A 13,173-nucleotide genomic window follows, 5' to 3' on the forward strand; every position below is an offset into this window, starting at 1 on the left:
TTGTCTTTTAGTTTGTTTTAAAGCTTTCAAAAAGACGCGTTATGTCAAAATACAAGCCTTCCAGATTGTAGGAGTTCTCTACCACTGAGAGATAGTCATATTTGTTTTCTATGAGTTCCTGTTCTCCGCCAAAACGAAAACCAAGGATATCCAATATCTCATATTCATTTGTTGTAGTAATTACATAAAAAGATTTTTCGGGAGTAGTACCATCGCCTGTGCTTAGTATAGCATCAATAATAATGCTCGCCTGGAGTTCTTCGGCTTTAGCTTCTTTAATTTTGCCAAGCTCTTTAAAAGCAAACATGCGGTATTCTTTTATCCGGATACTAAAAGGGTAGTCTTTAAGTACTTTAGCCGATATCTTAAGAAGTTTTTCGAGTGTTTTCTTATCCGTATTCTGGTTTTGAAGTATTTCGGTAAGATTGTCAAACGCGTCTGAAGTTGCGTAAGGAGAGTATTGCTTTTGAAAAGAATAACCATAGTACAAATGCCTTTTTTCTTCTAAAGTCATTGTACTGTCGGCTTTGTTGTATTTTTTTAAAAGGGCATCAAAATAGTAAGGGGATTTTTTGTCCTCAACATTTTTTTCAATCAGTTTATAATCTGGTTTTGAGAATTCTTCTGTTTGAGAATAGCTTCCAATGGTAAGGAATAAAAACAGAAGCGATAAGGAATATTTCATTTATCAGGAATTAGATAGGATTAAAGGTAAATAAAAATCCCTGATTTTTTTTGAGCAGATTAAAAATTAATCTCCGCACCCACCTCCACAGCCGCTGCATCCGCTGCAGCATCCACTATCACCGCTTGAGGAGCATCCGCTATCGCTGCTTTCGTTGGAGCATGATCCTGCGCTGCAGCTTCCGCCACAGTCTGAACTGCCATTTCGATTATTCTTAGTGTCTTTTTTAAAGTGCGCTATCGCTGCTATAACCATGAAGACTGTAAAAATCCCAATAAATGCATTGCTAATTGAGGCCTGTATGATCAGTCCGCTCAGGCTTATTACGACTAACGGGATTGTAAGTTTTGGCAGTTTTACCTTAGGTTTCTTTATTATCCAGTAGCGGCTGAGGTTTACCCTTTGGAAATAAATGTCGGTAAATCGGGTTTGGTTGTTGTGCCAGATGTCAGGCGGGGGAGCGGTGCCGAATTTTTCTTTGTACAATTCCTGCATTCCTGTGTAAAAGGAGTTAAATTTTTGCTGTTCGTTTTCTCCGCCTTTTGTAGGATTGTGATGAATCTCTGTGTTTAGAGTGTTTTTACAAAGATCGGTCCAGTAGGATTTTGTGTAGGTAAGATGCAGGTGCCACGCCTGGTCTACGGGATCGCTGGGTGTAACAGCGGTGGGAGAGGTACAGCACATGAAGAGGAATTTTTTGTACTCCTCAATAACCCGTAGTGTATAATTTTTGTCCCAGCCATTCTCGCGGGCAAGCCTGGTAGAGAAGGTTAGTTTTGCATCTTTTTCGTCAAGCTCAAAGCTTTCAAGCCTGTTCCAGAGTTGTGTTTCATTTTGTGTCATTTTTGTTTTAAAGGTACTATAGACACAAATAAAACAGGTAGTTTTTTATTTCATTTATCTACCTGTTTGTTACAATTTTTGGAGTGTTATTTGAACCTGTTTAGAGCTTCAGGAGTTGCAGGGGTAAAGAAATTGATGAGGTTGCCGTCAGGGTCACGGAACAATATGGAACGGTTGCCCCAAGGCATCGTTACGGGTTGCTGAAGGATATCGTCAGTTGTGTTCCTAACGAGTTCGTAGCTGTTGTCTACATTGTCTACCAGGAATTCTATAATAACACTTTTATTCGCAGTGGGTTCTGCAATTTCACCTCCAAAGAAAGCGAGTGTTTTTGTACTGCCGATAGCCAGTATACAGGAGGCTGTTCCTATTTCTGCAAAATCTTCAGTATGCCATTTTGCAGTTAATCCGGTTACACTTTCATAAAAACCAACCAGGCGTTTAATGTCTGCTGTAATAATTCTTAATGATCGTAAGTTCATAATGCTGTTTAAATAATGATTAACAGATCAAAATTTGAATGGTATTATGACAGTCCTATGTCAGCAGTGATCTTATTTTTTACGTTTTAGATTGTTTTAATTTCTTTTTTATTTTCACGTAAATAATACCAAAAACTAAAGTTGTTATAAATAGCAGAGTCGAAATTATGATTAAGTATTTGTTTTGCTTGGAGATTGTCTCAGTATTTAAAACCTGTGCTCTTAGTTTACCATATTCTTTACTGGAAACTCCGATGGTGTCATCCATATCGGGATCGTCTTTGATACCGGCTTTGGATAACTTTTCCAGTTCATTTATCTCTTTATCTTCTACACGAGTAAGTAAAGCAGTCCTGGAGCATATATGAGCATAATTCATGCTTTTTCCGTAGTTCTTTTTTCCGTTGGTTTCGTAAATAAGATACTTTTTGCCTAGGACAAATTCAAAATCGCATAATCCAGGACTTTTACGGCTAAAAAAAGTCCTTATTTCTTCCGATCTGTTTAGTGGGTCTTTTTTAAAAAAATGAAGAATCTTAACATCATATAAGTATATTTTCTGTCCATAATCAGAAAGGTGAGTAGAATCTATGCTAATTATTTTAGCGATAAACACTTCTTTTGCATAATGCCAGGATTCTTTTACAGTAGGTGTTCCATCGCAACTGCATGCATAACCATTGAAACTAAACGTGATAAGAAGCAATAAAAATAGTTTTTTCATAAAAAGGCTGTATGATTTTGCACCAAAAATAGTTTTTTTTAAAAGCAATATGCTAAAAACCAAACAATTTCAAAATCTCATAATCGGGTTTTTAAATTTCAATTATAAGCATTACTTTTGCGCATGCAACACAACGTACTTATTTTAGATTTTGGATCGCAATATACTCAGCTTATTGCGAGAAGAGTTCGCGAGTTAAATATCTTCTGCGAAATTTTCCCTTATAACAACCCTCCGGTTGATTTATCATCTTATAAAGCGGTAATACTTTCGGGTAGTCCTTTCTCAGTTAGGGCCGATGATGCTCCGCACCCTGATCTTTCTCAAATTCGCGGCAAGCTGCCTTTACTGGCTGTTTGTTATGGTGCACAATACCTTGCGCATTTTAGTGGAGGTGAGGTAGCGCCGTCTAACATACGTGAGTATGGCCGTGCTAACCTTTCTTATATTAAAGAAGGTGAGCCTTTCCTTGAAGGAGTATCGGTTAACAGCCAGGTATGGATGAGCCACAGTGATACTATCAAGAAACTGCCTACAGGCGGTGTAGTATTAGCCAGTACAAAAGATGTTGAAAATGCAGCTTACAAAATTGAAGGCGAAACTACTTATGCAATCCAGTATCACCCAGAGGTATACCATTCTACAGATGGTAAACAAATGCTTGAAAACTTCCTGGTAAAAATTGCAGAGGTACCACAAACGTTTACACCAAACTCTTTTGTAGAGGATATCGTAGCAGAGCTTAAAGCAAAAATTCAGGACGATAAAGTAGTATTAGGCCTTTCAGGTGGAGTTGACTCTACCGTGGCAGCAGTACTTTTAAATAAAGCAATTGGTAAAAACCTGTATTGTATTTTTGTAAATAACGGTTTACTTCGTAAGAACGAATTTGAAAGCGTTCTTGACCAGTATAAAGATATGGGGCTTAACGTGAAAGGTGTAGATGCATCAGACCGTTTCCTTTCTCAACTTGCAGGTATTGAAGATCCTGAAACAAAAAGAAAAACTATTGGTCGTGTATTCATCGAAGTATTTGATGATGAAGCTAACCAATTGGAAGATGTAAAATGGCTTGCTCAGGGTACTATTTACCCAGACGTTATCGAGTCGGTTTCTGTAAAAGGACCATCGGCTACAATCAAATCACACCACAATGTGGGTGGTCTTCCTGATTTTATGAAGCTTCAGGTAGTAGAGCCATTAAGAATGTTATTTAAGGACGAAGTTCGTAGGGTAGGTGCTACTTTAGGTATCGATGCTGAACTTCTTGGTAGGCACCCTTTCCCGGGACCTGGTCTGTCAATAAGAATATTAGGAGATATTACTCCGGAGAAAGTGCGTATACTTCAAGAAGTAGATGCGGTTTTTATAAACGGATTAAGAGAGCACGGACTATATGATAAAGTATGGCAGGCAGGAGCGATACTGCTTCCTGTAAACAGTGTAGGTGTTATGGGCGATGAGCGTACTTATGAAAAAGTAGTTGCGCTTAGAGCAGTAGAATCTACAGATGGTATGACTGCAGACTGGGTTCACCTTCCGTATGAGTTCCTAATGAAAATTTCTAACGAGATCATTAATAAAGTTAAAGGAGTTAACCGCGTGGTGTATGACATCAGCTCTAAACCACCTGCCACTATTGAGTGGGAATAAACTTTAAGATTATAGTAAAAGCCCCGCATTGCGGGGCTTTTTATATTTTGCCTAATGGTGTTTATTTAACTTTGGGTATTAGAAAAAATAAATTACTTTTAATACTTTAATAGTTAAGCTTATCATGATGAAACGAATACTACTTTTATTTTTTGCTTTTTTAATGTTCCAGAATGTCACTGCTCAGGATGATAAGGAAACGCAAACTACAGAGGATGGCCAGTTGATTGATCTGGATAGTTACTTTATTGATCATACAACCACTATGGGGGAAAGAATGCTAATGATCTCTAAAAAATACATGGTAGATCCGGATGAGATATATAAGTATAATGAGGTGCAGACAGATAAATATGGCGTAACAGCAGGGCAGGTATTAAAAATTCCGCTACATAAATCGCATAAAAAAGACCTTGATAAATTTAAAGAAGAACTGATAAAGAAAAATGGAGGTAACCCTATACAGGTGCCCTCAGTGCCGCCTTTAAAGAAAAAAACAGAAGAAGAAGAGGAAGACGAATAGTCTTTCTTTTTTGTTTAGGATTACTGTAAAAGGCTTTTGGTATGGCTTTTGTCTTTTTAACTGAAATTTATGCGATAAAGCTATCGTATAGTTGTAGTAAAAGCTAAATTTGCATTTGCAAAATTGTTCTAAAAAATCACACCATGAAGTACATTGTAATTTTATTTTTTTCACTCGCATTGTTATCAACATCTGCTTATGCTCAGGAGTTAAAAAAGCATAAAGTAGAGAAAGGAGAGACGGTAGCTGCTATTGCGAAAAAGTATAAAGTTACACCTTACGATATTTACAGGCTAAACCCCGATTCTAAAAACGGAATAAAAGAAGATACTGTTCTTCTTATACCTGCACCCTCTAAGGTGGCTGCTACGACAGTTGCTGTAAAAGAACAGCCTACAAAGATCGCTAACACAATACATGAAGTAGAAGCTAAAGAAACATTATACAGTCTTGCAAAACGGTATAATGTAACTGTAGAAGATATTAAAAAAGCCAATGGAACTGCGCTTGATAACGGCCTGCAAATAGGTCAGCAGGTTATCATTCCTGTAAAAGGAAGTGGTGTAGCTGCCCAGGTGAAAGTATTGAAGCAGGAAGAAAAAACGAACAGAGAACCTGTTTATACTTTTCATATTGTTCAGGCAGGAGAAACCAAGTATTCTATTGCTAAAGAGTTTGGAATATCACTTCAGCTGCTTGAAGAACTTAATCCAGAAGTAAAAGAAACCCTTCCGGTAGGTTATAAACTTAAATTAGGCAAAGATGCTGCAATACAAAAAGCAGCTCAACAAGTTACAGAGCCTCTTAAACAGTCGGAGTTCATAAATTATGAAGTACAGCCTAAAGAAACTTTTTACAGTCTTACCAAAAGAACTGGACTTACCGAAGAAAAAATAATTGCACTTAACCCGGATGCTAAAGATGGACTTAAGGATGGAATGATATTAAAACTTCCAAAAGGAGTTAATACAGCTATAGATACTACTCCGGATGTTGTTGCGACGGGTAAACCAAAAGGTGGTCTTGGTGCTTTAAAAAAATCAGGAACAAAAGAGATCGCTTTATTATTGCCTTTTAATATTGCAAGAATGGAGTCGGATACGGTACGTTCAAAACTATTACGTACGGATAAATTTCTGAATATGACACTCGATTTTTATGCGGGTGCACTTATGGCAATAGATTCGGCTAAGGTGTTAGGTCTTCCGCTAAAAGTAAAAATATTAGATTCTAAAGAGAGCAAAAGCACATCCGATGTAAATGGATTGGCTGCCGGTCTTGGCGGGGTAGATGTGATTATAGGTCCATTCTTTACTAGTAATGCTCAAACACTTGCGTCATTATTGGCCGCTAAAGGTATTCCTGTTGTGTCGCCAATGTCTAACACTACTACAAAACCTTATTCTAATTTGTTCCAGACGATACCTACTTCAGAAAAAGTTAGGCTTTCCATGTTAGAGTACTTAAAAACAAAGAACGGAAATGTTATTGCTGTTGTAGATGCTAAAAAAGGCAGCTCAAAAGAGTTTATAAGAAGCAATTATCCAGGTGTGAAATTTGCACCGTTGAGTCCGGAAGGAGCGATAATAGTAGATCAGCTTAAAGGTTTACTGGTAAAAGATAAAATGAATTATGTTATTTTGGAAACCGAAAAAATCGGGATGACTGTGAGTACAACTAAAGCATTGGTTGATGCTCTTGCAGATTATCAGATACAGCTTGTGGTGTTAGACAGAAATGAAACACTTGATAATAGGGAAATACCTATAACCCGACTTGCCAGTCTTAAAATGTTGTATCCATCGGTAACAAATGATAGTGAAACACCTGAGGCTGCAGTATTTGGGAAAGTGTTTAAAGAGAAAAATGGTGTTATGCCTAATCAATATGCTACAAGAGGCTTTGATGTTACATTTGATGTTATTATGCGTCTATTTCAGGAAGATGGTTTCATGGAGGTAATGAACACGAAAGCGTCTGAACAGATAGAGAATAAATTTGCTTATAAAACCGAAAACGGTGGTAACTATAATACGGGAGTTTACATCATGTATTACGACCAGGATTTAAGTATAAAACAAGCACAATAAAATTATGACATCAAAAATCACGTACCTGGGAGAGTTAAGAACATCTTCCATTCACATTCAGTCGGGCACAGAGATATTGTCAGATGCGCCAACAGATAATCACGGGAAGGGTGAAGCTTTCTCGCCTACAGATACAGTTGCGAATGCATTAGGTGCCTGTATGATCTCTATTATGGGGATAAAAGCAATGCAGATGGACTTAAAAATGGAAGGTTCTACAGTAGAGGTAACCAAGGTAATGCAGGCTGAGCCCAGAATGATTGCTAAAATTGGGATTGTTATAAATATGAATATGGAGTCTGACGAAAAGATCAGAACCATTTTTGAACGTGCTGCAATGACGTGTCCTGTGTTTCTTAGTCTGCATCCGGATATAGAGAAGGATGTAGTTTTTAATTGGTAAAACACATTGAAATATAGAATTGAAAACACCTATTTATAGGTGTTTTTTTTTTGCTCTTTTTTTAGTATAACTGTAGTTTGAATAATGAAATGTATTCAGATGAAATTATATCATTTGCCCCTTATAACAAAAGGGATATTTTTTATTTCCAAGTCATTCGCTTTTTCAGTTCTGTAATATGGGCAAGATGATGATTGCAATGCCAGGCATAAATACCAATGTTTTCTATTAGTTTAATTTTAGTGTCGTGCTCCGGATGAATAAATGTACGACTGAGCTCTGCCGGAGTTAATGAGTTTAATAGTGTAACCCATCGGAAATGCAGTCCTTCGAGTATATTTAAACTATGTTTAATCGGCAGTGTTTTTCCATCCTCTAATTCGGCCCATTTATCCTCCTGATAAGGCTTTATTATCGGATTGTCTTCTGTTAAAGTAAGTTTAAACCGTATATAGCTGTTTAAATGGCTATCTGCACAATGATGTATTACCTGTATAATTGTCCAGCCACCAGGCCTGTATTTTGTATTAAGTTGTTCATTCGTTAAATGCACAGTTTCTTTCTTTAGTATTTCCGGGAATTCAGAGAGGGTAGAGATGTAGTCTGCAAGAATTTCATTTGTATATTCTTTTGGTTGTATGTGTTTTCCAATCGGATAACGTAATTTTTCAATTTCAGGAGTAAGCATAATATTGTTTTTATATTGTGATGAAAGATATCTGTTACGAAATATGGGTGCCTTGATAAAAGTATGATTTTTTTAATAGGCATATTACTTATCAGGGCTTATATAGTTAGTTATTATGGGTATCTTTACCCTTTTAATTGTGGTATTTTAATCATGGATCAACAAAAAGAATTTCTTATTAAACTAGCGCATACTAAAATGCCTTTTGGTAAGTATGAAGGTAAATATCTAATAGAATTACCGGAGTATTATGTGGTGTGGTACAATAATAAAGGTTTTCCGGCAGGGCAGTTAGGGAAACAATTACAGTTGGTATATGAATTAAAACTTAACGGACTTGAAAATCTTATAAGAAATATCCAGAGGCAGTATCCTAAACCCAGATAGTGATCAATTTGTCAATTGTCCTGAGAATTTTAAATTGTAATCTTACAAATTGTTGGGACAATGGAATTTTATACAAAAAACAATGCCACTTTGGCATAGGGTTAAATCATAGCATTATTATTGAAGGCAAAGTAATCATTGATGTATATTTAAAATACAGCATTGATACATTATAAAATTGAAGCATTAAACAATCAATTAATTTTTGTACTTTTGCCACGTTTTTTACAGCAACACAACAACATATTTTACAAAATGAATCAAACAAAGTATATTTTTGTTACAGGCGGTGTGACTTCTTCTCTCGGAAAAGGTATTATAGCTGCTTCACTGGCAAAACTATTGCAGGCAAGAGGTTATAGAACGACAATTCAGAAATTTGATCCGTATATCAATGTGGATCCGGGTACGCTAAATCCATACGAACATGGAGAGTGCTATGTAACAGATGATGGTGCTGAAACCGATCTTGACCTTGGTCACTATGAGCGATTTTTGAATGTACCTACTTCTCAGTCCAATAACGTTACTACAGGAAGGGTTTATCTTTCGGTTATTGAAAAAGAGAGAAGAGGAGAATTTTTAGGTAAAACCGTTCAGGTTGTACCTCATATCACAAACGAGATTAAAGAACGTATGCAGCACCTGGGTAACACAGGTGACTATGATATTGTAATTACCGAAATAGGTGGTACCGTAGGTGATATTGAATCACTTCCATACATCGAGTCGGTAAGACAATTAGTTTGGGAACTTGGAGAGAATAACGGTATTGTTATTCACTTAACGCTTGTTCCTTATCTTGCTGCTGCAGGTGAGTTAAAAACAAAACCTACACAACACTCTGTTAAAACATTAATGGAAAGCGGTATTAAAGCCGATATCCTTGTGTGCAGAACAGAGCATGAATTATCATCTGACTTAAGACAGAAACTTGCATTATTCTGTAATGTTAAGAGAGAAGCTGTTATACAGTCTATAGATGCTTCTACGATATACGATGTTCCTAACCTTATGCTGGAGGAAGGACTTGATAAAGTTGCGCTTAAAAAGCTTGACTTACCAGAGAAAAACACTCCGGATCTTAAACAATGGAATCAGTTCCTTTTCAAACTTAAAAATCCTAAACACACAGTAAATATTGGCCTTGTAGGTAAATATGTTGAGCTTCAGGATTCTTATAAGTCAATTTTAGAGGCATTTATACACGCAGGTTCTGAAAACGAAACTAAGGTTAACGTGATCAGTATCCACTCTGAATATATTGACAGGGATAATGCAGAAGAAAAATTAAGCGGACTTGATGGTATACTTGTTGCTCCAGGATTTGGAGGAAGAGGTATTGAAGGTAAAATTGAAACCGTACGCTTTGCAAGAGAGAACAATATTCCTTTCTTAGGAATCTGTCTTGGTATGCAGATGGCGGTTATAGAATATTCCAGAAATGTATTAGGATGGAAAGATGCTAACTCTACAGAAATGAATGAGCACACATCACATCCGGTTATTAACATCATGGAAGAGCAGAAAACAATTACAGACAAAGGTGGTACAATGCGTCTTGGTGCATGGAAATGTTTAATAGATGAAGGTACACTGGCTAGTAAGATCTATAGTGGTAAAACAGAAATTTTAGAGCGCCACCGTCACCGTTATGAATTTAACAGTGCTTATATGAAAGATTTACAAGGTGCAGGTCTTAAAACATCTGGTGTTAACCCGGATACGGGTCTTGTAGAGATCATCGAGCTGGATAACCACCCATTCTTTATTGGGGTACAATACCATCCTGAATACAAGAGTACGGTAGCTAATCCGCACCCGCTTTTTGTGAGTTTTGTAAAAGCGGCAGTTGCTAAAAAAAGCGAATAAATACAATGCCTCAGGCATTAATAAATAGCTTCGGGATAATCTGGGGCACACAAAGTGAAATAATCTTATAATGGAAGAAAAAAAGTTAGACTTAAAAACGATTATCGGGTTCGGTTTAATAGCAGTGCTATTGTTATGGATGATCTATAACCAAACTTCTGAACGTGAAGCGGCCGAAATTAATGAGAAAGCCAAAAAAGAACAAATAGACAAGGCAAAGGTTCAACAAAATGTTGAGCAAAAAACCGCAGCTATTGTACAGGATTCTACAGCTAACGATTCTATAAAGATTGCTAAGCTTAGTGGAGCTTTAGGTTCTTTTGCATATAGTGCAACATTACCATCGGCTAAAGAAAATACTACTGAACTTAAAAGTTCATTACTTACTTTAAAAGTATCTAATAAAGGTGGTTTTATCACTTTTGCCGAACTTAACGATTTCACCCAGTTCAGCAAGACTTCTAAAGATAAGGTAGAGCTTATTAAAAATAATAACGCCAACCTTAATTTACAAATTAAAACGCAGGACAACCGTATTCTTAATACGAAAGACATGTATTTTGAGCCTTCTGTAACTAAAGAGGGTGAGAACAGTGTTTTAACAATGCGTCTTAAAGCAGGTGCTAATGAGTTTTTAGAATACCGTTATGTGCTTAAACCAAATGATTACATGATGGATTTCTCTATCCGTTCTCAAGGTTTAGCTAAGGTAGTTGATACATCTAAACCATTAGATTTAGAATGGCAGCTGAAAACATACAGAAATGAAAAAAGCGTTTCTTATGAGAACAGGTATACTAAAGTTATTTATGAGTATGAAGATGGTAAAGATGGATCTTTAAGTGAAGGTTCAAACGATTCTGAAAAAGTAAATAATGTTAGTTATATTGCTTTCAAACAACACTTCTTTACGACTATTCTTTTAACAGATACACCTTTTAAAACGGCAGATCTTACATCAGAAAATCTTGTAAAAGACGAAAAGCTGGATACTATATTCACTAAAAAATTCACGGCTAAAATGCCATTAGAGTTTAAAGGCGGAGAGTTAAGCTATAACATGAAAATGTACTATGGCCCGGCTGATTATAATATCCTTACTAAAAAAGAATATAAAGGTGAAAACCTTGATAAAATCATACCTTTAGGATGGGGAATATTCGGATGGATTAACCGTTGGATATTTATTCCGGTTTACAACGTTTTAAGTGGTTTCTTACCTCACGGTCTGGCTATTATTTTCTTCACTATATTGGTAAGATTAGTAATGTCTCCGGTAACATATAAATCGTACCTGTCTCAGGCTAAGATGAAAGTACTTCGTCCTGAAATTCAGGAATTGAACGAGAAGTTCAAGAAAGACCCAATGAAAAAACAGCAGGAAACAATGAAGCTGTACAATAAGGCAGGCGTTAACCCAATGGCGGGATGTATTCCGGCATTAATGCAGATACCCGTCTTCTATGCCCTCTTCCAGTTCTTCCCGTCTTATTTTGATTTAAGGCAGAAGAGTTTCCTATGGGCAGATGACCTTTCATCTTATGATGCAGTTATTCACTTACCGTTCTACATACCGTTTTATGGTAACCACGTGAGTTTATTCCCAATATTAGCATCGGTTGCGATCTTCTTCTACATGAAAATGACAACAGGAGATCAGGCAATGTCTGCACCACCACAGGAAGGTATGCCGGATATGAGTAAGATCATGAAGATCATGATTTATCTTTCTCCAATAATGATGCTTATATTCTTTAATAACTATGCATCAGGATTGAGTTTGTATTACTTCATCTCTAACCTTATTACAATAGGTATCATGCTGGTAATTAAAAACTACATTGTAAAAGAAGATAAGATCCTTGCTAAGATTGAAGAAAATAAAACTAAACCTAAAAAGCAAAGTGCTTTCCAACGCAAAATGCAGGAAATGATGGAGCAGGCTCAGGAGCAGCAAAAATCCAAGCAGATAAAAAAATAATGTAAAAGCATCCGCCCCGGCGGATGTTTTTTTTTAACTATGGCTTACTTTTGGATATACTAAAATACCTTATTCGGGGTTTATTATAAATTAGGATAATTACTTATGAAAAATACTTTTTTTGCTTTTATAGCTTTGTTTTTAATTAGTACCGGAGCCGCTGCGCAGAATACCAATAAAATGGATGCTGCCGGAAAACGTGACGGTGCATGGAAAGGTACTTATGACGTGTCTAAAAGACCGCGTTATGAAGGTGCTTTTGATCATGGTGTAGAAACCGGCTCATTTAAATTTTTTAATGATGATGCGAAATCGACCTTAGCAGCTACAAGAGTATTTGCGAAAGACGGTTCATGTTATACCACTTTTTTTGATCTTAAAGGGAAAAAAGAAGGAGAAGGTAAAGAGGTAAATAAGCTTAAAGAAGGTGAATGGAAGTTTTACCATCCGGATGGTGTTGCTGTAATGGCGGTAGAAAACTACAGTAAAGGAAAAGTAAACGGAATAAGGAAGACCTATTTCTCTGATGGCAAAATTGCCGAAGAAGTAGCTTATGTAGACGGAATGAAAAACGGGGCATCTAAACAATATAATGCTAAAGGCATAGTGTTAGAGGAATCGGTTTATAAAAATGACAAATTACATGGACCTGCTGTTTACAGAGATGCGCATGGCGATATAGCTTCTAAAGGTTTGTTTGAGAACAATAAGAAAACGGGCAAATGGCAGTTTTTCGAAAAAGGAAAGCTGGTAAAAGAAGAAGATAAAACTAATTTTGAAGTACGCTTGGCTCGCAAAGAGCGCAAAAAGAATTAAATTTTGTCGTATTTTTGCATAAAATT

At 36.5% G+C, this 13,173-nt stretch carries 13 protein-coding genes; 8 read left to right on the top strand and 5 right to left on the bottom strand.

Annotated elements, in window-relative coordinates; genetic code table 11:
* Positions 1-7: 7 nt before the first annotated feature.
* The 4 genes from EPI11_RS16235 to EPI11_RS16250 all read right to left on the bottom strand — a co-directional run bounded on the left by EPI11_RS16235 (position 8) and on the right by EPI11_RS16250 (position 2,734).
* A complete protein-coding gene (locus EPI11_RS16235) occupies positions 8-685 on the bottom strand; it encodes a DUF4919 domain-containing protein (protein ID WP_128391037.1) in 678 nt (225 codons plus the stop codon).
* A 66-nt stretch (positions 686-751) separates the two neighbouring features.
* Positions 752-1,528, bottom strand: coding sequence for a glycine-rich domain-containing protein (locus EPI11_RS19110; protein WP_206619132.1), 777 nt, complete (start codon positions 1,526-1,528; stop codon positions 752-754).
* 86 nt (positions 1,529-1,614) lie between these two features.
* Complete coding sequence (locus tag EPI11_RS16245) at positions 1,615-2,010, bottom strand: VOC family protein (RefSeq protein ID WP_128391038.1); 396 nt, start codon at positions 2,008-2,010, stop codon at positions 1,615-1,617.
* Between the two features lie 79 nt (positions 2,011-2,089).
* Entirely contained in the window at positions 2,090-2,734 is a 645-nt protein-coding gene (locus tag EPI11_RS16250; RefSeq protein WP_128391039.1) for a hypothetical protein, read from the bottom strand.
* Positions 2,735-2,857: 123 nt separating this feature from the next.
* Here EPI11_RS16250 and guaA point away from each other — a divergent pair, with 123 nt between their 5' ends.
* The 4 genes from guaA (at position 2,858) to EPI11_RS16270 (ending at position 7,403) form a co-directional block, all read left to right on the top strand.
* Positions 2,858-4,387 (top strand): glutamine-hydrolyzing GMP synthase, encoded by a 1,530-nt coding sequence (guaA, locus tag EPI11_RS16255; RefSeq protein ID WP_128391040.1) that lies wholly within the window; start codon positions 2,858-2,860, stop codon positions 4,385-4,387.
* 124 nt (positions 4,388-4,511) lie between these two features.
* The gene (locus tag EPI11_RS16260) at positions 4,512-4,910 is read left to right on the top strand and encodes a LysM peptidoglycan-binding domain-containing protein (RefSeq protein ID WP_206619133.1); all 399 of its coding nucleotides are present in this window, start codon (positions 4,512-4,514) and stop codon (positions 4,908-4,910) included.
* 143 nt (positions 4,911-5,053) lie between these two features.
* The gene (locus EPI11_RS16265; RefSeq protein ID WP_128391042.1) at positions 5,054-7,000 is read left to right on the top strand and encodes a LysM peptidoglycan-binding domain-containing protein; all 1,947 of its coding nucleotides are present in this window, start codon (positions 5,054-5,056) and stop codon (positions 6,998-7,000) included.
* A gap of 4 nt (positions 7,001-7,004) precedes the next feature.
* Complete coding sequence (locus EPI11_RS16270) at positions 7,005-7,403, top strand: OsmC family protein (protein WP_128391043.1); 399 nt, start codon at positions 7,005-7,007, stop codon at positions 7,401-7,403.
* A 142-nt stretch (positions 7,404-7,545) separates the two neighbouring features.
* Here EPI11_RS16270 and EPI11_RS16275 read toward each other — a convergent pair whose 3' ends face one another.
* Positions 7,546-8,091 carry a YfiT family bacillithiol transferase gene (locus EPI11_RS16275; protein WP_128391044.1) on the bottom strand — a complete coding sequence of 182 codons (546 nt, stop codon included), beginning with the start codon at positions 8,089-8,091 and terminating at the stop codon, positions 7,546-7,548.
* Between the two features lie 153 nt (positions 8,092-8,244).
* Here EPI11_RS16275 and EPI11_RS16280 point away from each other — a divergent pair, with 153 nt between their 5' ends.
* From EPI11_RS16280 to EPI11_RS16295, 4 genes are all read left to right on the top strand, one after another.
* A complete protein-coding gene (locus EPI11_RS16280) occupies positions 8,245-8,478 on the top strand; it encodes a DUF3820 family protein (protein WP_128391045.1) in 234 nt (77 codons plus the stop codon).
* 255 nt (positions 8,479-8,733) lie between these two features.
* The gene (locus tag EPI11_RS16285) at positions 8,734-10,350 is read left to right on the top strand and encodes a CTP synthase (RefSeq protein ID WP_128391046.1); all 1,617 of its coding nucleotides are present in this window, start codon (positions 8,734-8,736) and stop codon (positions 10,348-10,350) included.
* A 70-nt stretch (positions 10,351-10,420) separates the two neighbouring features.
* Entirely contained in the window at positions 10,421-12,331 is a 1,911-nt protein-coding gene (gene yidC / locus EPI11_RS16290) for a membrane protein insertase YidC (RefSeq protein ID WP_128391047.1), read from the top strand.
* 105 nt (positions 12,332-12,436) lie between these two features.
* Positions 12,437-13,147, top strand: a complete 711-nt coding sequence (locus EPI11_RS16295; RefSeq protein WP_128391048.1) for a toxin-antitoxin system YwqK family antitoxin — start codon at positions 12,437-12,439, stop codon at positions 13,145-13,147.
* The last annotated feature ends 26 nt before the right edge of the window (positions 13,148-13,173 follow it).

Source organism: Flavobacterium cerinum, from assembly GCF_004028155.1.
GTDB classification, from domain to species: domain Bacteria; phylum Bacteroidota; class Bacteroidia; order Flavobacteriales; family Flavobacteriaceae; genus Flavobacterium; species Flavobacterium cerinum.